The sequence below is a fragment of the Arthrobacter luteolus NBRC 107841 genome (assembly GCF_001552075.1).
GTDB classification, from domain to species: Bacteria; Actinomycetota; Actinomycetes; order Actinomycetales; family Micrococcaceae; genus Arthrobacter_B; species Arthrobacter_B luteolus.
In genome coordinates, this window is record NZ_BCQM01000006.1 from 131,406 (window position 1) to 154,702 (window position 23,297).

The window sequence follows — 23,297 nt, forward strand, 5'->3', positions numbered from 1 at the left end:
TGCTTGGTGGTTACTGTCCGCTTCTCTGGCTCGGGGCCGGAATGGTGCCGCCGTTCAGGTCTGCTTCGGGGACGGCAGGTGCCGGTGCCTCCGGGGATGCATCCGCGGCTGCCGGCGCACTGTCCTGTGCCTCCGCTGCCCGGACGTTCTCCGCCGGTTTCTCCGGCTCTGCCGGAGAGGCCTGGGCCGGGGTGACCGGCTGGGTCAGGACCTGCGGCAGGCCGATGAGGGCTTCGCGCTTGGTGCCCTCCTTGGCCGGCTCGGGATTGCCCGTGACGGCCAGGGTCTGCAGGTCGATCGTACCGAATGACGGTGACGCCACCATTCCCAGCTCAGCGGCCGTAGCCGCCAGCACCTGGGGTGCCTGGTGGTTTTCCACCTGCTGGGTGAGGGCTTCGTTCTTCTGTACGAGTTCCGTGCGCTGGTTCTGCAGCTGAACCAGCTGATACTGGCCGCTGGAGACGGAGATGTTCAGGAGCAGCACGGCTGCCAGGCCTGCTGCCAGGACTGCGAAACACAGGGCCGCGACGGGGACCCGCCGCCTGCGGGCCGCCGCTGGCACAAGGGAGAGCGGGGTCCTGCGGCGCGGGGCCGGCGCCTGCGGCTCTGCCGGTTCCCACTGCTCGCTGCGTGCCAGATTTCCCTGGACCGCGCGCAGCGGTGCCGCCGGACGGCGCCGCCGTGTGTCTTCAGTCATGACCGTGCCCCGTCCATGGTTGCCCGAATACGCTCAACTGCCCGCAGCTTGGCGGACGCCGCCCGCGGGTTTTCGGCAATCTCCTGCTCCGTGGGAACCTCGGTGCCCTTGGTCAGCCGCTTCAGCTGCGCCTTGTGCTCTTCGAGTTCCACGGGGAAGCCCTTGGGTGCCGAGGACCGGGATCCCGCGGCGAAGATGTCCTTCACGATGCGGTCTTCGAGCGAGTGATAGGACATCACCACGATCCGGCCTCCGACGCCCAGCACCGACAGTGCGGAGGGGATGGCGCGTTCCAGGACGTCCAGTTCCTCATTGACCTCGATCCGCAGGGCCTGGAAGGTCCGCTTGGCGGGGTGTCCTCCGGTGCGTGCGGCGGCGGCCGGAACAACAGAGCGGATGGCTTCGACCAGTTCGCCGGTGGTGGTGAAGGGTGTCTTGGCCCGGGCAGCCACGATTGCCGAGGCGATCCGGCCGGCGAACTTCTCTTCGCCCCAGCGGCGGATGATGGAAACCAGTTCGGCTTCGTCATAGGTGTTGACGATGTCCGCAGCCGTACGGCCGCGGCTGGTGTCCATACGCATGTCCAGCGGTGCATCGTAGGAGTAGGCGAACCCGCGGTCCCGCTCGTCCAGCTGCATGGAAGAGACGCCCAGATCGAAGAGTGCGCCGTCGATGAAGTCGAACCCGAGGTCCCGGACGACGTCGCCGACTTCGTCGTAGACCGCGTGGACCAGGTCAGTCCGGTCCTGATATGCGGCCAGCCGTTCCCCGGCCAGGGCCAGTGCCTGCTGGTCCCGGTCAATGCCGATCACGTGGAGTTTGGGAAAGCGCTCCAGCATCGCTTCGGTGTGCCCGCCCATGCCCAGGGTCGCGTCAACGACGACGGCGGTCCGGCCTGCCGCTTCGGCGGCCTCAATGCCCGGGGCGAGCAGATTAATGCAGCGGTCCCGCAGGACGGGGATGTGCCGGTCTTCGGTGGGACGGTCTTCGCTCATTGGTCTCTCCTTCCGCTGCTGATCCGGTACGGCGGTTCTTGGACCAGATCCCCATCCGCGCCTCACGGTGCCCGCCTGGCTCCGGGGAAGGTGAGCCAGGTGAACATTCCGCGGGGCGGCTGGAGATCTCGTTCAAGATCCCGCCGGCTTCCCGGTTCCTGTGTTTGGTGCCTGTACTTTGTTTCCTGCTGTTTACTGCTGTCCCGCTGATTTGCTTCTAGAAGATCCCCGGGATGGCGTCTTCATCGGTTTCCGAGAAGGCGTTTTCCTGCTCCTCCAGATAGGTCTGCCATGCCGTGGCATCCCAGATCTCAGCACGGGTGCCTGCACCAATGACGGCGAGTTCACGACCGAGCCCGGCATACGAGCGCAGTGCCGGCGGGATGGTGATCCGGCCCTGCTTGTCAGGGATTTCGTCCGAGGCTCCGGACAGAAAAACCCGAATGTAGTCACGGGCCTGGCGTGATGACAGCGGCGCCTGCCTCATCTGCTCGTGAACCTTTTCAAATTCCTTCTGGCTGAAGACGTAGATGCAGCGTTCCTGGCCCCGGGTCAAAACCAGCCCGTCGGCCAGCTCATCGCGGAATTTGGCGGGAAGGATGATTCGCCCCTTCTCGTCCAGGCGCGGTGAATGCGTTCCGAGGAACATCAGCCACCGCCTGTCCGATATGGGAGTTTTACCCCTCCTGCACCGCCCCTACCCTCTTACGTCCCCCACTTTACTCCACTTTGCTCCACAGTCAACGCAATTCGGTAACGGTTTCCGGCGCGGCGTGCCGCCGCTTCCCAGTAATGGCGCGGGAAGGACCGGCAGGGGGCACTGTGGAGGGGAATGGCGTCACCGGGACCGGGTTAAACGAAAAAAACCCGCCAAGGCGGGTCTTTTCAGGTTCCAGCGGAACGCTGGGGAGGAAAGTGGTGGAAGGCGGACCTACGGCTGGTCCCGCTTGCGTTCATCCCACTTGTTTTCGAGGTTGGACATAAAGCCCCGCGGAGCGGCTTCACGTTCCTTCTTACCTGCGGGTACGTGCGGTTGGCTCTGTTTGCCCTTGGTGGTCGCGTAGTACATACCGGCTCCCATGACCATAAAGCCAAGGATCCCGACGACGATATTGAACGGACTCTCGAGGGAAATTCCCAGGATCAGGACGGCTATGCCTGCCACTGCCACGAGTGCGCCCAGGACGATGCGCCGGGTCGACATTCCACGGCCGCCCGACGTCGCCATGGAATTGGCGAACTTTGGGTCTTCGGCGTGCAATTGCTGCTCCAGCTGATCAAGCAAGCGCTGCTCGTGTTCTGAGAGTGCCATCACTGCCTCCTTGCGGTCCAAATATGCCCTGTAAACCAAGCAACGAACCCGACGTGGCGGTTGTTCCCGCTGAGGTCTCGACGCTGATCTGCACTACTTCAAGGATAGGTTGCATTTGGGTCAGGGGAAACCCACGACTAAGCCTGCTTATCGCCGGCACCCCTGGTTCCCGGTTTTTCCGGCTTCAGGAGCCGGGCAGGCATGATTCCGCTGTCTCCGAACCTGCGGTTGATCCGGTCCAGGGCGTCTTCCGCGGAGCGCCAGTTGTCGTCTCGCCCGTCCAGGGTCAGCTGCTGGGCCGCACCCTGCGCCGGTTCAAGGTTTTCCGCACGCAGCCCGACGAGCCGGACGCTCATGGGCCTGCGTCCCAGCGCCTTCAGCAGCCCCCGCACGGCTTCGTAGAGCAGCTGCGCACTGTCAACTGGTTCTGTCAGGGTTCTGGTCCGGGTCAGCGTGGTGAAATCCTCGTACCGCAGCTTCAGTGCCACCGATCTGCACTGCAGGCCGGCGGCACGCATCCGGGCTGCAGTGCGGTGGGCCAGGCGCAGCAGTTCCGTCTCCAGGATTTCATCCCCGTCCACGTCCCGGGCGAACGTCTCCTCGGCACCAATGCTCTTTTCCACCCGGACAGGTGTAACAACCCGCGGATCCCGGCCCCAGGAGAGCTCATACACGTGCAGGCCAGCGGCACCCAGGAGCCGCTGCAGAACCGCAGGCGGCGTGTTCGCGACGTCAGCCACCGTAGAAATTCCCACACGTGCCAGGGCTTCACGGGTTTTGGCTCCCACCCCCCAAAGAGCCGAGACGTCAAGTGAATGCAGGAAGCGGATGGTGTCTGCTTTCGGAACCAGCAGCAGTCCGTCCGGCTTGGAGCGGGTGGAAGCGATCTTGGCCACGAACTTCGTGGCGGCGATTCCCACACTGGCGGTGATGCCCAGCTCGTCGGACACGCGCGCCCGGATCAGCTCGCCAATCCCGCGCGGCGGTCCAAGCCGGCGCATGGATCCGGCAATGTCCAGAAAGGCTTCGTCAACGCTCAGGGGTTCCACCAGCGGTGTGATGGAGTCAAAGATTCCCATCAGCTGGGCCGAGACGCGGCGGTAGACCTCCTGGTGGGGTTCCAGGACTGTGGCCTGCGGGCACAGCCGGCGCGCGTTGGCCATGGGCATGGCCGAACGGACGCCGAATTTCCGGGCTTCATAGGAGGCGGACAGCACCACCGACCGACCGCCCAGGCCGCCGACGATGACGGGGGCACCCACAAGGTCCGGACGGCGCAGCAGTTCCACGGAAACATAGAAGGCATCCATGTCCACGTGCATGATGGCGCAGTCGCGGTTATCCCCCACGGCGTTCGGCTCTGTTCCCACCATTTCATCCTAAAGCGCAGCGGTGACAGCAGTGGCCGGCCACCTCCCTCCTTTTCCCGCCGTGGCGCCGTGCCGCCGGGAGGTTCCGGGCGGTCGCCTAGACTGGATCCCAGGCCCTGTCCCTTCGTCGATGCGGAGTCCGAATGAAGAAGAAACTACTTGTCCTTGCCGGCAGCGCGGCCGTGATAGCCGGCTTAGCCGGATGCGGTTCGGGCGACAGCCCGTCTTCGGGTGCGTCTTCCTCCCCCACCGCACCGAAGTCTGCCGCGGCGTCACCGGAGGCCTCGGCACCCCAGTCCGCCTCGCCGTCGCCGTCTGAATCCCCGGCCATCGCCGAGGGGTTTCCGCAGACCCTGATTCCACTGTTTGCCGGCTCCACCCCGACTGCCACGAGTTTTGCTGAAGACGGCAAGCTGCTGACCGCCTCCCTGACCGCCTCCTCTGCCGCGGCTCCGGAGGAAATCGCAGCCTTCTACACGCAGCATTTCGAGGCCCAGGGCTTCGCCGCATTGGAAGGCGATGCCGTGGACTCCACCAGCACCAAGGACTTCGCCCGGACCACCGGCACGGAGACCGAAACCGCCAACGTTTCGATGGTGATCCGCGAGGGGCAGACCATTTATACAGTGGGAGCCAACGTGCTTCCTGAATCCGCAGAGTAGGACACCGCCATGAGCCAGGCCCAGGCACCCACAACGGGAGCAGAGCAGGCCTCCCGTGAACAGGACGCCTACCGGAAGCAGCTTGCCGCCGATCTGGAAGAATTCTTCGGCCGGCAGCGGGAGGTTCTCGAAGACGTCTCGGAGGAATCCGTGCCGCTGCTGGACGCTGTCCATTCCCTGGCAAAGGGTGGAAAGCGGATGCGTGCGCTGCTGAACTACTGGGGCTGGCGCGGGGCTGGCGGAGAAACGCTGGGAGCACCCGCCGTGCGATCCGGAGTTGCTCTGGAACTCTTCCAGAGTGCGGCCCTGATCCACGACGACATCATTGACCGCTCCGACACCCGCCGTGGGGCGCCAAGCGTCCACCGTCACTTTGCCAACCGGCATGCGGAAGCGGCCTGGTTCCTGGACGGATCCCATTTTGGTTCCTCCGCAGCCATCCTGGCCGGAGACCTCTGCCTGGCTCTCAGTGAAGAAGCCTTTACGTCCGTGGGAGACCGGGCGGGTTACGCGACCCGGGCCCGCGCCGTGTTCAACAGGATGCGCACCGAGGTCATGGCCGGGCAGTACCTGGACATCTTGGAAGAGGTAGTCGGGCCGGGACATGAGCCGGAGCGGGCCGTCGTGCGGGCGCGCAACATCCTGCGCTATAAGTCAGCCAAGTACAGCATTGAGCATCCACTGGCTATTGGCGGTGCCCTGGCAGGAGCCAGCGGGGAACTGCTGGCCTCCTACTCCGCATTTTCCCTGCCGCTGGGAGAAGCCTTCCAGCTTCGTGACGATGTGCTGGGCGTTTTCGGCGATCCTGCGGTTACCGGGAAGCCTGCCGGAGATGACCTGCGCGAAGGCAAGCGCACCGTGCTGATCGCCTATGCCCTCGGCAGTTCCGATACGGCGCGGCGCGAAATCACCGCCGGGCTCGGCCGCCCGGATCTCAGCGACGACGCCGTGGCGTCGCTTCGCCGGATCATCGAGGACAGCGGAGCCCTGGCTACGACCGAGTCGCTGATCGCAGAGCATACAGAGCAGGCGTTCAGCACCCTTGCCACAATGGCAGTGGACGAACAGACCCGCTCAGCTCTGGAATCCTTGGCGCATGCAGCCGTAACCAGGACCTCCTAACCGAAGCCTGCTACCAGGCCAGGGCCTGGGCGCGGCGGCGGATTTCCGTCTTGCGTCCTTCCAGCAGCGCGTCCACGGGACGGCCGGGCAGGGTTTCGTCCGCTGTGAAAAGCCAGCGGATCATTTCCTCGTCAGTAAAGCCCGCATCGGTAAGCACCGAAATGGTTCCTTTAAGGCTGTCCAGGATGGCGCCGTCGTTAATAAAGGCGGCTGGAACGCTGCGGATTTTCCGTTCGCCCAGGCGCAGCGCCAGGAGCGCACGCTCCTCCAGCAGGCTGTGCACCTTGCTGATGGAGATATCTAGTTGTTCAGCCACGTCGGGCAGGGTTAGCCAGTCGGAAACCAGTTCCTCAAGTTCATTCACCCTCCCAAGATTGCCACGCCTGTGGCGGAGCGGGCCAGTCGACACCGTTTTGCCGCCGCCCGGTCCTTGATTTATTGCTACTCGGGTATTGCGGAAGCCCCATTCTCGTGTAAATTCACATAAGTCACAGTATTCACATGAGCATCACCCGTATCACTACTTGTTTTTTGTCACACGGACTGCGGTAAAGGCCGCACCGCCAACAGATGAGGAAACAACCCCTTATGACCGTGCAGCCCAAACCCCGGCCGCGTTCAGCGACCGCGGGAATGCCCCGCAAACTGAGCGTCGCCGTCACTACGGCAGCGATTCCTGCCGTCATGATGTCCTCCCTGGCTTTGGCGGAAACCGCAGAAGCAGTCCAGCCGCAGACGCCGGCGAAGGCCCTCTTCCCGCAGCTTCCCCTGCAGGCGCAGAAGAACATTGCCGCCGGCGCAACCATCCCGGCTGCCCAGCTGGCCACGCAGATGCCCGCAACGGTTGCTGCTGAGTCCGCCGTCCCCGCGACGCACCGCATCGTTCCGGGCGATACCGTCAGCTCCATCGCTGCCCGGTACGGTCTGGACATGAACGAGGTTCTCCGAGCCAACAACCTGCAGCCGGCCTCGGTGATCTACGCCGGCAAGGAACTGAAGCTGACCGGAACAGCCAAGGCCCCCGAGGCTGCTGCCCCCGCAGCGGCTTACACCGTGGTCCCGGGAGACACGCTGAGCGCGATCGCAGCCAAGCACGATGTCTCCCTGCAGTCGCTCCTGGAGGCCAACGGCCTGAACATGACCTCGATCATTCAGCCGGGCCAGGAAATCTCCCTGGGCTCCGGCGCCGCCGAAATCTCCACCGCATCCAGCGCACCGGCCGCAGCGCCCGCAGCTCCGGCATCTTCCGGGACCTACACGGTTGCCGCAGGTGACACGCTTGGAGGCATCGCTGCCAAGCACGGTGTCGAACTGCAGTCCGTCCTGGCGGCCAACGGCCTGAACATGACCTCGGTCATCCGCCCCGGCCAGGAGCTGGCCCTCGGCGGATCGTCCTCCGTCACCACCCTGGCCACCCCGTCAGCGCCTGCCGCCCCCGCGGCTGAGGCTCCCACTGACCTGGTGCCCAGCACGTTCCTGCACTACACCTACCCGCAGCACGTCGTGGCTGGTGCGAACCTCAACAAGCAGGCGCTGAACTCCATTGAGGTTCCCTCCCGTGCCCAGATGCAGCAGCTGGTAGCGGAAACCGCCCTGTCCATGGGCGTGGATCCGGCCCTGGCCCAGGCTTTCGCTTTCCAGGAATCCGGCTTCGACCAGCGGGCGGTCTCCCCCGCCAACGCCATCGGCACCATGCAGGTCATTCCCTCTTCCGGCGAGTGGGCATCGGGCCTGGTCGGCCGCCAGCTCAACCTGCTGGACCCGCAGGACAACGTTACCGCCGGCGTCGCGATCATCCGTTCCCTGATCCGCACCAGCTCCAGCCTCGAAATCGCGATTGCCTCGTATTACCAGGGCCAGTACTCGGTAACGACCCAGGGCATGTATGCGGATACGGAGGCCTACGTGGCTTCCGTGCTCGCACACCGGGCAACGTTTTAGGCCTTAGCAGGAACCACGCTGAGCGTAGGACAAACAAAGGGCAGGAGGCGGGATCGGGTGTCGATCCTCCTCCTGCCCGTCCGCGCTTATAGGATCAAAGGGTGCATGAGCCCGTGAATGACCCACTTCTGGAGACCCTGGTAGATAACCGCTATCTGGTGCGCTCCCGTATTGCCCGCGGCGGAATGTCCACGGTCTATCTCGCCACAGACACCCGGCTGGACCGGGACGTGGCGCTGAAGGTGCTCTATCCGCATCTCGCCGCGGACCGGGGGTTCCTCGACCGCTTCGAGCGGGAGGCCAAATCCGCAGCCCGGTTGTCCCACCCCCATGTCGTCGGTGTGCTGGATCAGGGGATCGAGGATTCGCTGGCCTACCTGGTCATGGAGTACGTCCCGGGGCACACCCTGCGGGATGTCCTGAACGAACGCACGCGCCTCACTCCGCGGCTTGCCCTGGCGATGATGGATGCAGTGGTCGACGGCCTCGCCGCGGCCCATGAAGCCGGACTGGTGCACCGCGATGTAAAGCCCGAGAACGTGCTGCTGGCCAGCAGCGGTGCCATCAAGATTGCCGACTTTGGCCTTGCCCGGGCAGTCACCACCAGCACCAACACCGGAACCCTGGTTGGCACTGTCGCCTATCTGGCGCCGGAGCTGGTCACCGGGGACGGTGCGGACGAACGCAGCGACATCTACTCAGCGGGCATCATGCTCTACGAGATGCTTACCGGCTCCCAGCCCTTCACCGGCGAGGTACCCATCCAGGTGGCCTTCGCGCATGTGCACTCCACCGTGCCCGCACCATCTGCAGCCTGCCCCGGCCTCGCCCAGGATCTCGATGAGCTGGTGCAGTGGTGCACCGCCCAGGACCCGGAGGAACGTCCCGTGGACGGCCGGGCGCTCCTGGGGGAACTCCGGCATATCCGCACGTCCCTCACTGACGAGCAGCTGGACTTCCACGCTCCCGTTACGCCCGCGCCCGGACATCCAGCCGGAAACCCAACGCAGGCGGCACTTCCAGGTCAGCAGGACGGCGCCACGGCCCGGACCGCGGTGGTCCGCCCGGCAGCCCCCTCCGGTGCCACCGAGGTGATTGGCCGCACCGAACCCCACGCCACCGAGGTCATCCAGCGCGCTGATAACGCCACCAGTGTCATGCCGGGGCTGCGGGCCCAGGCCGATGAACAGGACTACGACGACGACGATGAGGACGAGGGCGGCGGCTATCCGGTGGTCTCTGCCCGTGCGGGGCGGCGGCAGGCGCGCAGGGACTTCAAGGCACAGCAGAAGCAGTCCTCCCGGGACGCCCAGCGTCCCGAGGTGTCGCTTCGGTCCGGCAGCCCGCGCCGGCGCGGTGTGCTGGTGGGCCTCCTGCTCTTCCTCCTGGTGGCGGCGGCCGCTTTCACCGGCTGGTTCTTCGGAGCCGGGCCGGGTGCACTGGTCTCCATCCCGGAGGTAGCCAATACGTCCGCTGCTGCGGCCTCCGCCCGCCTGGGCGATGAGGGGCTGCGGTACACCACCAACGAGGTCTATGACGAGGTGGTTGCTGCCGGTCTGGCTATCGGCACGGATCCGGCTGCCCCGCAGCAGGTACGGCGGTTCCAGACCGTCACGCTGCTCGTGTCCAGGGGTCCGGAGCTGTTCACTGTTCCCAACGTTATCCAGCGCACCGTGGAATCGGCCGGGGACGAGCTCGCCGAGGCGGGCCTGGCTGCCGGGAAGGTCACGGAGGAGTTCAACGAAACCGTCCCGGCGGGCCAGGTCATTGCCCAGGTCCCGGCTGCTGATGCGGAACTGCGGCGGGGCACTCCGGTGGATCTGACCGTGTCCAAGGGGCCGGCCCCCGTGGACGTGCCCTCCGTTGTTGGCCGGACAGAGGACGACGCCGTAGGGGCGCTGGAAAGTGCAGGACTCACAGCCTCCGTCGCGCCCAGCCGGGTCAACAGCACAGATGTCCCGAAGGGCTCCGTTGTGACCCAGACACCGGCATCCGGTCTGCTGGAGCGCGGCGGAACGGTCACCCTGACCATTTCGGATGGACCGCGGATGATCCAGGTTCCCAGCTACGTCGGCAAGCAGGCCGACACCGCCCGCGAGGAGCTTGAGGCGCTGGGCTTCCGGGTCCAGGTAAACGAGATCCTGGGCGGGTTCTTCGGAACCGTCCGCGCCCAGGATCCCTCCAGCGGAACCGCGCCCGAAGGGTCGGTTATCACGCTGACCGTCGTCTAGCCGGAGGGGCCGGAGAAACTAGCCTTTCTCGGCCAGTGCCCCTGCTACCAGGAACGCCATTTCCAGGGACTGCATGTGGTTCAGGCGGGGATCGCAGACCGATTCGTAGCCTTCCACGAACGCTTCCTGGTCAACCGGATCGGCGCCGCCGAGGCACTCGGAAACATCGTCTCCGGTCATTTCCACATGCAGGCCGCCGGGGAACGTACCCAGGGCGTTGTGCACTTCGAAGAATCCGCGGACTTCATCCATAACATCGTCGAAGTTGCGGGTTTTGTAGCCGTTCGGCGAGGTCACGGTGTTGCCGTGCATGGGATCGGTGACCCATAGGACCTGCGCCCCGGAAGCAGTCACCTTCTCCACCAGCGTGGGCAGCTTCTCCCGGATGTTCTGGGCACCCATCCGGGTAATGAAGGTCAGGCGTCCGGGTTCGCGGTTCGGATCCAGCTTGTCGATCAGGGCCAGGGCGTCCTCGGGGGTGCTGTTCGGACCAAGCTTCACGCCGATGGGGTTGCGGACGCGGGAAAGGAAGTCGACGTGGGCGGAATCCAGATCCCGGGTACGCTCCCCGATCCACAGGAAATGTGCCGACGTGTCATAGGGCTGTCCGGTGCGCGAATCAATCCGGGTCAGCGCGCGTTCGTAGTCCAGCAGCAGGGCCTCGTGGCTGGCGAAGAACTCCACCCGCTTCAGTGCTTCGAAATCTGCTCCGCAGACGTCCATAAAGCGCACGGCACGGTCGATGTCCCGTGCCAGGGATTCGTAGCGGGAGTGGGCGGGGTTGGCAGTGAAGCCCCGGTTCCAGTGATGGACCAGCCGCAGGTCGGCGAAACCGCCCTGGGTAAAGGCCCGGATCAGGTTCAGCGTGGATGCCGAGGTGTGGTAGGCCCGGACCATGCGTGCCGGGTCGTGGCGGCGGGATTCCGGCGTGAATTCGAAGCCGTTAACCATGTCGCCGCGGTAGGCCGGAAGCGTGGTTCCGCCCCGTGCCTCATCGTTGGAGGAGCGCGGCTTGGCGAACTGGCCGGCCATGCGGCCCATCTTGATGACCGGGAGGGAGGCGCCGTAGGTCAGGACCACGGACATCTGCAGGATGGTGCGGACCCGCGCGCTGATCTTGTCTGCCGTGGCGGCTTCGAAGGTCTCTGCGCAGTCGCCGCCCTGGAGCAGGAAGGCTTTGCCCTGGGCAGCCTGGGCGAGGCGGTCGCGGAGGATGTCCACCTCACCGGCAAAGACCAGCGGCGGAACCATGGAAAGCTCTGCCACTGCTGCGGCATATCCCGGATCGTCCTGCCATGTGGGCTGCTGGGAGATCGGCAGGGACCGCCATTCATCCAGGCCCGGATACACGGCCGCGCCGGACGAAGGAGGGAAACTGGGGTCGAGTTCTGCAGGTGTATGGCTCACGGGTTAAATCCTACTGGCAGGCAGGGACGCGGGGCGATCAAATGTGTCCTGTTACGCAGCCTGCCGGGACAACCCCTAGGCGCTGTGCGGCGTCTGTTCTGCTCCGCCGGTTTCCTGCGGGCCCTGCGGGCTGATGTCCGTGGGCGCGGGCTGAACAGCTTCCGGTGCGCCGATCACAGTGACTTCACCGGGTTCCTTGTGGTTCCTGCGCCGGCCGGCCGCGGGGCCCACGCCGGTCTCCGGCTCGTCCGGGGCAGGCAGCCGGACGGCGGCGCTGCGTGATTCTGCGGTTTTGGAGGCCTTGCGTGCCGCGGCCATCCTGTCCTTAACCGTGCTCGCGTACACATCAACGTATTCCTGCCCGGAGAGCCGCATCAGTTCATACATGATCTCGTCCGTCACGGAGCGCTGCACAAAGCGGTCATTTTCCAGCCCGGCATAGCGGGAGAAGTCCAGGGGTTCACCGACGATAATGCCGATGCGGCGGATGTTGGGGATCCGGCGTCCGATCGGCTGGACCTTGTCGGTGCCGATCATGGCCACGGGAATCACGGGGACCCCCGTCTGCAGCGCCATCTTGGCAACCCCCGTCTTGCCCCGGTACAGCCGGCCGTCCGGGCTGCGGGTACCTTCGGGATAAATGCCGAGCAGGTTCCCGCCTTCGAGCACCTTGACGCCGGCGCGCAGGGCAGCTTCCGATGCGGCCCCTCCGGACCGGTCGATCGGCAGCTGATTGGTCAGCCGGAAGAACATGGCGGTCAGCTTGCCTTTGAGTCCCTTGCCGGTGAAGTACTCCGACTTGGCCAGAAAACTCACCGGGCGCGGAACCGCGAGGGGCAGGAAGATCGAGTCGGAGAAGGAGAGATGGTTGCTGACGAGGATCGCCGGTCCGGTGGCAGGTACGTTGTCCATGCCCTTGACCCACGGCCGGAACAGGAGATTCACCACCGGTCCGATGAAAATCGTCTTCATCACCCAATAGAACACGCGGCCAGCTCTCCCGTCCGGACAAACACTTTTGGGCGCCTGTTTGGCTCCCCTACGTACTACTGTAAGGGCCGCAGGCACGGCATAGGATTTCTGCCGCGGCGCGGACCCGGAACTTTGTTATCTGCGGGGTGGAAAATCAGCATCCTAATGCAACCATAGAGCTATGACATCCCCTGGGGGCCCGACGCCGTTTTCGAGCGCCGGCGACGGCCCGAATGCTGCCACCGGCGTGCTGCTGAGCCATGGCTTCACCGGCTCCACCGTGAGCATGCTGGGCTGGGCCCGCTATTTGGCCGATGCCGGCTACGCCGTCAGCCTTCCGCTGCTTCCGGGACACGGGACAACCTGGCAGGAGCTGGCGCGCACCCCGTGGGAGCACTGGTACCAGGCCTATGACGATGCATATGCCAGCCTCGCTGACCGGACCGACCGGGTCGTGGCGGCAGGTTTGTCGATGGGCGGGGCGCTGGCGCTCCGCCTGGCTGCCCTCCGTCCGGTAGCCGGCGTCGCCGTCGTAAATCCCGGGCTGACTGTGGCAGATCCCCGCGCGCGGTATGCCCGCCTGCTCAAATACGTGATGCCTTCCGTTCCGGCCATCGGCAACAGCATCAAGCTGCCGGGTCAGGATGAAATCGCGTACGCCCGCACCCCCGTGGGCGCCGTGGCTGAACTCCTGCGGTTGTTTAAGGACACCGCGGCTCATCTGCCCAGCGTCACCGCACCCGTCATCGCTTTCCGTTCCACAGTGGATCCGGTGGTACCGGAATCAAGCATGGATCTGCTGCGGAAGCTGATCGGAAGTACCGAACTCGAGGTTGTCCCTTTGGAAAACAGTTACCACGTGGCCACCATGGACCACGATGCTCCTTTGATCTTTGAACGCTCCCATGAATTTATCCAACGGGTGAGTGCAGGTGCCCCGGCATGACTGACCGCGAACCGGAACGCAACGAATCCACTGACGACGCCACCTGGCAGGATCTGGTGGCCCGCCTGCAGGAGACCCCGGACCTCGATCCCGGGGCGGACACCCCGGAGCGGGACACCCATCCGGGACCGGCCGCAGCTGTGCAGCCGGACTCCCGCACGCCGTCTGATCCGAGAACACCGGCCGAACGCACGCGTGCCATCTTCGAAAACCAGCCCCTGCGCCGCGAACCGCTGACCGGTCCGAGCACCGGGCCGCGCGACTACAGCCCGCAGGAGGACGAGTCCGACGGCAGCTTCGTCCCGGAGGAACCGCCGCCGCTGGGCAGCGGGGAACCCCTGGTCATCCTCGCCTGGCTCGGGGCCGCGGGTGGACCGCTGCTGCTCCTGCTCTTCGCCATGTTCTGGCGCAGCGCTCCGCTCACCGTTGTGCTGGGCATCGTCGCCCTGTTTGTCGTGTCCTCCGGCTACCTGCTCTACCGCCTTCCCCAGCACCGGGATGAGGACGACGACGGCGCTGCGGTCTAGCCGCAGCGGGAACCAGTCAGCGCCGGGCGGCCACCCGGGAAAGGTCGGCCGCGCCGATCAGGCCCGCGGACGGGCCGAGGGCCGCCTTCTCGATCCTGGCCTCGGGCCGGAACCCCCGCCCCGTGAGGTTGCGGGAGAAGGACCTCCGGGCCGGTTCCAGGAGGAGGTTGCCGGCGTCGCTGAGGCCACCGCCGATGACGAACATCCCGGGGTCCAGGGCGGCTGCGAGGTTCGCGAGGCCCAGGCCCAGCCACTCCCCAACTTCGCCGAGGAGCTCGATGGCGGTCCGGTCCCCCTCGAGGGCAAGGCGGGTCACGACGGCGCCGGTAATGTCAGGGATCCGGCCGTCGACGCTGCGCAGCAGTTCCTGGGCCACCGGCGAATTGGCCTCCGCCAGTTCGCGGGCTTCCCGGCCCAGCGCATTACCCGAGGCATACTGCTCCCAGCATCCACGGTTGCCGCATTCGCAGCGCCGGCCCTGCGGCATGATGATCTGGTGCCCGAACTCGCCGGCCACCCCGAAGCGGCCCCGCTCCAGCCGCCCGTCCATGATCATGGCCCCGCCGATCCCGGTGCCCAGGGTGATGCAGACCATTCTGCTCTCCCCCACCCCGGCGCCAAAGCGCCACTCCGCCCACGCCGCGCCGTCGGCGTCGTTGGCCAGGTAAACGCGCCGCTTGAGCAGCTTTTCCAGGTTGGCCTGCAGCGGTTCATTCCGCCAGGCCAGGTGCGGGCTGAAGAGCACCGTGCTGCCGGCCAGGTCCATCCACCCGGCAGCACCGATTCCCACGGACCAGACGTGTTTCTCCGCCGAGAGTTCCCGGACCAGTTCCACGATGACCTGCTCTACCTCCCGGGGGTTCTGCCCCGGAGTGGAGCGGCGGACTTCCGCAAGGACCCGGCCGCTGGAATCGACCAGCCCAGCCGCGACTTTCGTGCCGCCGATGTCTATGCCGATGGCCAGGCCCCGCCGGCGCATCGGACTGGAAAGCCTGGCGGTCCGCCGCGGCCGGAAAGGATCCGCGCGCCGGGACCACCGGGCAGCAGGGAAAGGGGGAACAGGAGCTGGATTTACGTGAGGCATCAACAACCAATTCTAGGCGCCCGGGCTGGACCCGGTTCCGGCACCGTCAAGCGTTATGGTTTCGAAAGTTACCAGCGAGTACGAAAATGTGATCTAAGTTATAGGGTGGGGAACACCCCGCCGTCCGAAATGATATCGAAGGAGCTATCGTGCGCGAATACAGCGTCCCCGTCCTGGTGGAGTCCTCACCGGACACGAACACAACGGACCTGCTTCTGGAACAGGCTGCCAAGCCCTCCAACCCCGCTCTTTTCGCCGTGCGCTCAACCGGTGATGCATGGACGAATATCAGCGCCACCGAGTTCCTCGCCGATGTCAAGCGGATCGCCAAGGGGCTCATGGCCTCCGGCATAGGTGCCGGGGACCGCGTCGGCATCATGGCCCGCACCCGGTATGAATGGACCCTGGTCGACTTCGCCATCTGGTTTGCCGGCGGCATCTCCGTACCCGTGTATGAGACCTCCTCCCCCGCACAGGTTGCCTGGATCCTCGGTGATTCCGAAGCCAGCGCCATCATCGTCGAGGCAGCACGGCATGAAAATGTCGTCCGCCAGGCCGCCGCCGATGAAGACCTCTCGGGGGTGAAGCATGTCTGGCAGCTGGACGGCGGCGGGCTGGACCAGCTCCGCGAGGCCGGAGCAGCCATCACCGATGAGGAGCTTGAAGCCCGGCGGTCGCTGGCGAACCTGGAAGACACCGCCACGATCATCTACACCTCAGGAACCACCGGCAAGCCCAAGGGCTGCGAACTGACGCACAGCAACTTCGTTGAACTCTCCCGCAACGCCATGGCGGCACTGCCGGAGGTCGCCCGGGAGGATGCCCAGACGATTATGTTCCTGCCGCTGGCGCACGTTTTTGCCCGGTTCATCTCCGTGCTGTGCGTCGCTGCGGGAGCCACGGTTGCCCACACCCCCGACGTCAAGAGCCTGCTGCCCGATCTGCAGAGCTACCAGCCCTCCTTCCTCCTGGTAGTGCCGCGCGTCTTTGAAAAGGTCTACAACTCCTCAATGCTCAAAGCCGAAGACGGCGGCAAGGGCAAGATTTTCCACGCCGGCGCGCAGACCGCCATCGAGTGGTCCAAGGCCAAGGAGGAGGGCAAGATTCCGCTGGGCCTGAAGCTGCGGCACGCCCTGTTCGACAAACTGCTCTACTCCAAAATCCGCACTGCCATGGGCGGACGTGTCCAGTACGCCGTGTCCGGCGGCGCACCGCTGGGCGACCGCCTGGGCCACTTCTTCAACGGCATCGGCGTGATGGTCCTGGAGGGCTACGGGCTCACCGAAACCACGGCCCCGGTAAGCGTCAGCACGCCGAAGCTGATCAAGATCGGCACCGTCGGCGCCCCGCTGCCCGGCAACGCCGTCCGGATCGCCGACGACGGAGAAATCCTGGCCAAGGGCGTCAGCGTGATGAAGGGATACTTCAAGCGCCCGGACCTGACGGAGGAGAACTTCGTTGATGGCTGGTTCCGCACCGGTGACATCGGCCAGCTCGATTCCGACGGATTCCTGAAGATCACCGGCCGCAAGAAGGAAATCATCGTGACCGCCAGCGGCAAGAACGTGATTCCCGCCGTGCTGGAAGACGCCATCCGGGCCGACGCGATCGTCTCGCAGTGCGTTGTGGTGGGCGACCACCGGCCGTTCATCTCCGCGCTCATTACCCTGGACGAGGAGGCGCTGCCCGGATGGCTGGAGCGGCACAGCCTTCCGGCCGGGACCACCGTGGCCGAAGCCGCTCAGACCCAGCAGCTGCAGGATGAGCTGCAGGCGCTGGTGGATGGAGCGAACCAGGCTGTTTCCAAGGCCGAGGCCATCAAGGTGTTCCGGGTGGTCTCCACCGACTTCACGGAGGCCAGCGGCCACCTGACACCGTCCATGAAAATCAAGCGTGCGCAGGTGCTCAAGGACTTCTCGGACGTGGTCGAAGAGATCTACTCCGGGCAGCGCGTCTAGCCGCGCAGCCCGGCCGCACCGGCCAGCGAACAGCAGGGGCACGGGATTCCTCCCGTGCCCCTGCTGTTCTTGTTTTCCGTGGTTCCGGTCCGGTTTCGGTTCCGGGGTGCTGCTAGGGCCGGAGAGCGGCCGGTTCCTGCGGCTGGGTCTCCAGGGACAACAGGGCGTTCTCGATCACCTCGGTGAGCGCCGGGTGGATCCAGTACTGGCCGCGCGCCATGGTGTGCGCATCCAGGCCGAAGACCATCGCCTGGACCAGTGGCTGCAGCAGCATGGAAGCCTCATGGCCCATGATGTGGGCCCCGAGCAGGCGCCCGCTGGAGCGGTCGGCCAGGAGCTTCACAAATCCCGTGGTGTCCTCCATTGCCCAGCCGTACGCCGTCGAACCGTACTCCTGCACCACCGTTGCCAGCTCGAGTCCGTGCTCAGCGGCATACACCTTGGCCTGCGCCTCGGTGAGGCCCACGGAGGCGACCTGCGGATGGCTGAAAACCGCAGCCGGAACAAAGCGGTGCGACGAAGCCCGGAGCTCCCCTGGATGCAGCAGATTGTGGCTGACCACCCGGGCTTCGTGATTGGCAACATGCTTCAGCTGATGTTCGCTGCTCACGTCGCCCAGTCCCCAGATCCCGGAGACGGGACGGCCGCCGCTGAGCACACGCTGGTATTCATCGACGGCCAGCCGGCCGTCTTCCTCGAGGTCGAGGCCTGCGGCCTGCACGTCGAGCCGGTCGGTATTGGGAGTCCGGCCGGTGGCGACGAGGACCAGGTCGACGTCGATTTCGGCCGGGCCGGAGGGGCCGGACAGGACAGCGCGGACCGATCCGTCGGCGTTCTCCGCCAGCGAATCGAGCGTGTGGTGCAGCCGGACGTCCCACTGGGCCGCAGCGGCCGCCGTGAAGCGTTCCGAGACGGTTTCATCCTGTGCCCGGAGCAGCGCGCCGGAACGGACAGCCATGGTGACCTGCGAGCCGAACGCAGAGAAGACGAAGCCGAACTCGGCCGCGATGTAGCCGCCGCCCAGGATCAGGATCCGTTCGGGCAGGTCATCAACGCGCATCACTGTGTCGGAGGTATGGACCTGCGGCAGGTCGATCCCGGGGATCTGCGGCAGCACCGGCCGTGATCCGGCGGCGATCACGATCTGGTCTGCCGTAATTTCCTCACCGGATGCCGTCTCCAGGCGGTGGGAGCCGGTGAACCGGACGTATTCGCTGTAGAGGGTGACGTTCTCCAGCTCATCGGCACGGTAGCGCCGTCCGCCGTCGGAAATGGCATCGATCCGCCCGAAGATGCGGTCGCGGATCTCCTGCCACCGCACGCCGTCGAGGCGCAGGTCCACACCCAGGCGCCCGGCTTCCGCTGTGGAGCCGGCGAGCTGGGCCGGATAAACGAACATTTTGGTGGGGATGCAGCCGACGTTCAGGCAGGTTCCACCGAAGGTACCGCCGTCAATGACGGCTACTTTCCGACCGTCCCATTCCGGGGTGATCAGGGAGTTGCCGGAGCCGGAGCCGATAATGGCGAGATCGTAGTGAGTCACTCAGCCAGTCTATCGGCGGCCGGCCCCGGGCCCCGGGAGTGTCAGCTGGGCTCGATAACCACCAGGAGGTCGCCGCCGTCCACCTGCTGCACGCCGGCGATGGCGAGCCGCTTGACGGTTCCGGCGACCGGAGCTGTGATTGAAGCCTCCATCTTCATGGCCTCGATGGTGGCGACTGTCTCTCCGGCAGCGACCTCCGCGCCTTCCTCAACGGTCAGGGTCACTGCTCCGGCAAAGGGGGCGGCCACATGGCCGGCCTGCGCCGAATCAGCCCGCTCCGCTGCCTTGGCGCTGCTCTCCACGCGGCGGTCCCGCACCATGACCGGGCGCATCTGCCCGTTCAGGGTTGTCATGACCGTCCGCATGCCCTTGTCATCGGGTTCGGAGACAGCTTCCAGCGTGGCTATCAGGCGCACGCCCTTTTCCAGCTCGACGATGTGCTCCACCCCGGGCCGCAGGCCGTACAGGTAGTCCCGCGTATCCAGGACCGAGAGGTCCCCGTAAGCTTCCCGGGTCGCGGCGAATTCGCGGGCCGGGCCGGCAAAGAGCAGGCGGTTCAAGGTTGTCCGCCGGGTGGCGGAATCTCCGGTCAGTCCCTGTTCATCAACGTCGGTGAGCTCCACCAACCGCGGCTTGGGCGTGCGCCCCTGGAGTGCCTTGGTGCGGAAAGGTTCGGGCCAGCCACCGGGAGGGTCCCCCAGTTCGCCGCTGAGGAACCCGATAACGGAGTCCGGGATGTCGTAGTTCTGCGGATTCTCTTCGAAGTCGTCCGGTGAGACATTGCTGCCGACGAGCTGGAGCGCGAGGTCCCCGACGACCTTGGACGAGGGCGTCACCTTGACCAGGCGGCCCAGGATCCGGTCGGCGGCGGTGTACATGTCCTCGATGGCTTCGAACCGCTCCCCCAGGCCGAGGGCAATGGCCTGCTGGCGCAGGTTGGACAGCTGTCCGCCGGGAATCTCGTGCTGGTACACCCGCCCGGTGGGGCCGGCCAGCCCGGACTCAAACGGGGCGTACACGCGGCGGACCGCTTCCCAGTACGGTTCCATCGAGCTGACGGCATCCAGGCTCAGCCCGGTGTCCCGCGGGGTGTTGGCCAGGGCGGCCACGAGGGACGACGCCGAGGGCTGGCTGGTCGTGCCGGCCAGAGTGGCACTGGCGACGTCCACTGCATCAACCCCCGCCTCAGCGGCTGCCAGGAGGGTGGCCAGCTGCCCGCCGGCGGTGTCGTGCGTGTGGAGGTGGACCGGAAGGTCGAAACGCTCGCGGAGAGCTGCCACCAGTTTTGCCGCTGCAGCCGGGCGGAGCAGCCCGGCCATGTCCTTGATCGCCAGGATGTGTGCCCCGGCATCCACCATCTTCTGCGCCAGGCCCAGGTAGTAGTCCAGCGTGTAGAGGGTTTCCTTCGGATCAAGCATGTCGGCGGTGTAGCAGAGCGCCGCTTCGGCGACGGCGGTGCCGGTCCGGCGCACCGCTTCAATGGCGGGGGCCATCTGGCTCACGTCGTTCAGGGCATCGAAGATGCGGAAGATGTCGACGCCGGCTGCCGCCGCCTCTTCGACGAACGCATCCGAGACCTCGGTGGGGTACGGCGTGTAACCCACGGTGTTCCGACCGCGCAGCAGCATCTGGATGCACACGTTAGGCAGCGCCTGGCGGAGCGCGTCCAGCCGCTCCCACGGGTCCTCGCCCAGGAAGCGGAGCGCCACGTCATAGGTCGCTCCGCCCCAGGCCTCCACCGACAGCAGTTCCGGAGTCAGGGCGGCCACAGCAGGCGCCGCGCCAATCAGGTCGCGGGTGCGGACCCGGGTGGCCAGCAGCGACTGGTGGGCATCCCGGAACGTGGTGTCGGTAACGGCAAGGGCCTGCTGCGCGCGAAGGGCCGCAGCGAACTTCTCCGGTCCCAGTTCCTGCAGCCGCTGCCGGGAGCCGGGGCGGGGTTCCGGCAGGTCCTTCGGCAGTTTCTCCAGCGGGTTAACCTGCGCCGGCAGTTCCCCATGGGGTTTGTGCACGGTGACATCGGCCAGCCAGTTCAGAAGCTTGGTTCCGCGGTCTGCGGGTCCGCGGGCGTTGAGCAGTTCCGGCCGCTCTTCAATGAAGGAGGTGGCAACGTCCCCGGCAATGAAGTCGGGGTCATCCAGAACCGCCTGGAGGAAGGAAATATTGCTCGAAACGCCGCGGATCCGGAACTCCGCCAAGGCACGGCGGGCCCGGTTCACCGCGGCGGGATAGGTCCGCCCGCGGCAGGTGAGCTTCACCAGCATCGAGTCGAAGTGCGGGCTGATCTCGGCACCGGCGTACACGGTGCCGCCGTCGAGCCGCACACCGGCACCGCCGGCGGAGCGGTAGGCGCTGATCTTGCCGACGTCAGGCCGGAAACCGTTGGCCGGATCTTCGGTGGTGATGCGGCACTGCAGGGCCGCACCGCGGATCTGCAGTTCGTCCTGCACCAGGCCCAGATCGGCAAGGTTCTCCCCGGCCGCGATGCGCATCTGCGCCTGAACCAGGTCCACGTCGGTGATTTCCTCCGTGACCGTGTGCTCCACCTGGATGCGGGGGTTCATCTCGATGAAAACGTGCTGGCCGGCCCGTTCGCCGATGGTGTCCACCAGGAACTCGACCGTTCCGGCGTTGACGTAGTTCAGCGATTTGGCGAACGTGACGGCGTCCCGGTACAGCGCCTGCCGGATCCCTTCATCCAGGTTCGGCGCCGGAGCAATCTCAATGACCTTCTGGTGGCGGCGCTGCAGCGAACAGTCACGTTCGAACAGGTGGACAACGTTGCCCTCCTTGTCCGCCAGGATCTGCACCTCAATGTGGCGCGGGCGCAGCACAGCCTGCTCCAGGAACACGGTCGGGTCGCCGAAGGCGGTGTCCGCTTCCCGCATGGCGGCGTTCAGCGCTTCCGGGAGATCCTTGGCGGTATCCACCCGCCGCATACCGCGGCCCCCGCCGCCGGCAACGGCCTTGACGAAGATGGGGAAACCGATGTCCTCCGCTTTGGTGAGCAGTTCCTCAGGGTCAGCACTCGGTTCGGTGGAACGGAGGACCGGGATTCCGGCTTCCCGGGCGGCATTCAGGGCATGGACCTTGTGCCCGGCCAGCTCCAGGACATCCGCCCCGGGACCGATGAAGGTGATGCCCGCTTCCTGGGCCGCCTTGGCCAGCTGGGCATTCTCTGAGAGGAATCCGTACCCCGGGTAGATCGCGTCGCAGCCGGCCTCCCGCGCCACGCGGAGGATTTCATCGACGTCGAGGTAGGCCCGGACGGGATGGCCTTCGCTGCCGATCAGGTAGGCCTCATCGGCCTTCTGCCGGTGAATGGAGTTGCGGTCCTCATAAGGGAAAACCGCAACTGTCTTCGCGCCAAGCTCATAGGCTGCGCGGAAGGCGCGGATGGCGATTTCGCCGCGGTTGGCGACCAGGATCTTCGAGAACATTGCACTCCTGCACAGTTTCGGGTGGGTTAAGCGGACCAGCCATCAGCTTTCAGTCTCATGACGGCCGCCGAAAACGGCAAGAACCAGTGAGACAGATCACTTCGAGCATAGTTCAGCGCCGGGCGCAGATGTGCAAACCCGAGCCTGCCCGGCTTGTCGGCACACGTCACATAGAATGAGTGTGGTTCCCCGGCACGGACCCGGCGCCCGTGATCCTCGACACGTTAGGTATTGGTTCAACAAGTGCAAGTAGTGAGCATCAGCAGCCTGAAGGGCGGCGTCGGCAAGACCTCCGTGACGCTGGGCCTGGCATCAGCCGCACTGGCTGCCGGAATTCCTACCCTGGTCGTGGATCTTGATCCACATGCAGATGCCACCACCGGCCTGGCAGTCTCTGCGGGAGACCACCTGGGCATCGGAGAGATGCTCCGCACTGCGCGCAGGGCGGATCTGGCCGCCAACGTGGTTCCCAGCGGGTGGGCCGAAACGGCGCGCAAGCTCAATGGGCAGGGCACTCCCCGCCAGCCCGTCCTCGACGTCGCGATGGGATCAGCGTTCTCCGGCATCTACGACCGCCCGGACCTCGGCAAGCGGGACCTGAAGCGCCTCTCCACCCTGCTCGCAAAGATCAGCGGCTACGGGCTGGTCCTCATTGACTGCCCGCCGTCTCTCAATGGCCTCACACGGATGGCATGGACGGCCAGCAACCGGGTGCTCCTCGTGGCCGAACCCGGACTCTTCTCAGTGGCGGGCACCGAACGGACCATGCGTGCCCTGGACCTGTTCCGCCAGGAGTTCGCCCCGAACCTGGCACCCGCGGGCATTGTGGCCAACCGGGTCCGCTCGACCTCCAACGAACACACTTTCCGCCTCGCGGAAATGAAGCAGATGTTCGGTGACCTGCTCCTGGAGCCGACCATCGCCGAGCAGGCCAACTGGCAGCAGATCCAGGGCGCTGCGCATTCGGTGCACCACTGGCCCGGAGAATCGGCGAAGCAGGCTGCGGGAACCTTCGATGCCCTGCTGAAGAACCTGGTGCAGACCGGCAGCGTCCGCAACCGGGTGATGCGCCGCCCGGCCGGCTAAGCGC

The 23,297-nt window shown here is 65.8% G+C and carries 19 protein-coding genes; 8 read left to right on the forward strand and 11 right to left on the reverse strand.

Features of this window, described 5'->3' with window-relative positions:
• Positions 1-10: 10 nt before the first annotated feature.
• The 5 genes from ftsL to dinB all read right to left on the reverse strand — a co-directional run bounded on the left by ftsL (position 11) and on the right by dinB (position 4,377).
• Positions 11-697: a cell division protein FtsL gene (ftsL, locus tag AL3_RS12405; RefSeq protein ID WP_066301304.1), complete on the reverse strand. Its 687-nt coding sequence runs from the start codon at positions 695-697 to the stop codon at positions 11-13.
• Positions 694-1,692: a 16S rRNA (cytosine(1402)-N(4))-methyltransferase RsmH gene (gene rsmH, locus AL3_RS12410; RefSeq protein ID WP_066301306.1), complete on the reverse strand. Its 999-nt coding sequence runs from the start codon at positions 1,690-1,692 to the stop codon at positions 694-696. The genes ftsL and rsmH overlap by 4 nt, the downstream gene beginning before the upstream one ends.
• Before the next feature lie 217 nt (positions 1,693-1,909).
• Positions 1,910-2,341 carry a division/cell wall cluster transcriptional repressor MraZ gene (mraZ, locus tag AL3_RS12415; protein ID WP_066301308.1) on the reverse strand — a complete coding sequence of 144 codons (432 nt, stop codon included), beginning with the start codon at positions 2,339-2,341 and terminating at the stop codon, positions 1,910-1,912.
• A 282-nt stretch (positions 2,342-2,623) separates the two neighbouring features.
• Positions 2,624-3,004 (reverse strand): SCO2097 family morphological protein, encoded by a 381-nt coding sequence (locus AL3_RS12420; RefSeq protein WP_066301313.1) that lies wholly within the window; start codon positions 3,002-3,004, stop codon positions 2,624-2,626.
• A gap of 137 nt (positions 3,005-3,141) precedes the next feature.
• Positions 3,142-4,377, reverse strand: a complete 1,236-nt coding sequence (gene dinB / locus AL3_RS12425) for a DNA polymerase IV (protein ID WP_066301315.1) — start codon at positions 4,375-4,377, stop codon at positions 3,142-3,144.
• Between the two features lie 140 nt (positions 4,378-4,517).
• Here dinB and AL3_RS12430 point away from each other — a divergent pair, with 140 nt between their 5' ends.
• Together AL3_RS12430 and AL3_RS12435 are read left to right on the forward strand one after the other, a co-directional pair.
• Positions 4,518-5,036: a hypothetical protein gene (locus AL3_RS12430; protein ID WP_066301317.1), complete on the forward strand. Its 519-nt coding sequence runs from the start codon at positions 4,518-4,520 to the stop codon at positions 5,034-5,036.
• 9 nt (positions 5,037-5,045) lie between these two features.
• Positions 5,046-6,158, forward strand: coding sequence for a polyprenyl synthetase family protein (locus AL3_RS12435; RefSeq protein WP_066301322.1), 1,113 nt, complete (start codon positions 5,046-5,048; stop codon positions 6,156-6,158).
• Positions 6,159-6,168: 10 nt separating this feature from the next.
• Here the strand turns inward: AL3_RS12435 and AL3_RS12440 are convergent, their stop codons facing one another.
• Positions 6,169-6,522, reverse strand: coding sequence for an Rv2175c family DNA-binding protein (locus AL3_RS12440; protein WP_066301324.1), 354 nt, complete (start codon positions 6,520-6,522; stop codon positions 6,169-6,171).
• A 224-nt stretch (positions 6,523-6,746) separates the two neighbouring features.
• On the opposite strand from AL3_RS12440, the gene AL3_RS12445 reads away from it, so the two are divergent.
• A complete protein-coding gene (locus tag AL3_RS12445; RefSeq protein WP_083521705.1) occupies positions 6,747-8,099 on the forward strand; it encodes a LysM peptidoglycan-binding domain-containing protein in 1,353 nt (450 codons plus the stop codon).
• 113 nt (positions 8,100-8,212) lie between these two features.
• Complete coding sequence (locus AL3_RS12450; RefSeq protein WP_246168515.1) at positions 8,213-10,330, forward strand: Stk1 family PASTA domain-containing Ser/Thr kinase; 2,118 nt, start codon at positions 8,213-8,215, stop codon at positions 10,328-10,330.
• An 18-nt stretch (positions 10,331-10,348) separates the two neighbouring features.
• Here AL3_RS12450 and AL3_RS12455 read toward each other — a convergent pair whose 3' ends face one another.
• Entirely contained in the window at positions 10,349-11,737 is a 1,389-nt protein-coding gene (locus AL3_RS12455) for a class II 3-deoxy-7-phosphoheptulonate synthase (protein WP_066301327.1), read from the reverse strand.
• A gap of 75 nt (positions 11,738-11,812) precedes the next feature.
• Positions 11,813-12,724: a lysophospholipid acyltransferase family protein gene (locus tag AL3_RS12460; protein WP_083521706.1), complete on the reverse strand. Its 912-nt coding sequence runs from the start codon at positions 12,722-12,724 to the stop codon at positions 11,813-11,815.
• A gap of 166 nt (positions 12,725-12,890) precedes the next feature.
• Between AL3_RS12460 and AL3_RS12465 the strand changes: the two genes are divergently transcribed.
• Positions 12,891-13,655, forward strand: a complete 765-nt coding sequence (locus tag AL3_RS12465; protein ID WP_066301328.1) for an alpha/beta hydrolase — start codon at positions 12,891-12,893, stop codon at positions 13,653-13,655.
• Positions 13,652-14,182: a hypothetical protein gene (locus AL3_RS12470; protein ID WP_066301331.1), complete on the forward strand. Its 531-nt coding sequence runs from the start codon at positions 13,652-13,654 to the stop codon at positions 14,180-14,182. Before AL3_RS12465 ends, AL3_RS12470 begins: the two co-directional genes overlap by 4 nt.
• A gap of 16 nt (positions 14,183-14,198) precedes the next feature.
• Here the strand turns inward: AL3_RS12470 and AL3_RS12475 are convergent, their stop codons facing one another.
• Positions 14,199-15,161 carry an ROK family glucokinase gene (locus AL3_RS12475; RefSeq protein WP_066301333.1) on the reverse strand — a complete coding sequence of 321 codons (963 nt, stop codon included), beginning with the start codon at positions 15,159-15,161 and terminating at the stop codon, positions 14,199-14,201.
• 254 nt (positions 15,162-15,415) lie between these two features.
• Here AL3_RS12475 and AL3_RS12480 point away from each other — a divergent pair, with 254 nt between their 5' ends.
• Positions 15,416-17,224 carry an AMP-dependent synthetase/ligase gene (locus AL3_RS12480; protein ID WP_066301335.1) on the forward strand — a complete coding sequence of 603 codons (1,809 nt, stop codon included), beginning with the start codon at positions 15,416-15,418 and terminating at the stop codon, positions 17,222-17,224.
• Positions 17,225-17,336: 112 nt separating this feature from the next.
• Here AL3_RS12480 and AL3_RS12485 read toward each other — a convergent pair whose 3' ends face one another.
• Both AL3_RS12485 and AL3_RS12490 read right to left on the reverse strand, forming a co-directional pair.
• Positions 17,337-18,767, reverse strand: coding sequence for a mycothione reductase (locus AL3_RS12485; protein ID WP_066301337.1), 1,431 nt, complete (start codon positions 18,765-18,767; stop codon positions 17,337-17,339).
• 41 nt (positions 18,768-18,808) lie between these two features.
• Positions 18,809-22,207: a pyruvate carboxylase gene (locus AL3_RS12490; RefSeq protein ID WP_066301339.1), complete on the reverse strand. Its 3,399-nt coding sequence runs from the start codon at positions 22,205-22,207 to the stop codon at positions 18,809-18,811.
• Between the two features lie 243 nt (positions 22,208-22,450).
• On the opposite strand from AL3_RS12490, the gene AL3_RS12495 reads away from it, so the two are divergent.
• Positions 22,451-23,293: a ParA family protein gene (locus AL3_RS12495; RefSeq protein ID WP_066301342.1), complete on the forward strand. Its 843-nt coding sequence runs from the start codon at positions 22,451-22,453 to the stop codon at positions 23,291-23,293.
• Positions 23,294-23,297 lie beyond the last annotated feature (4 nt).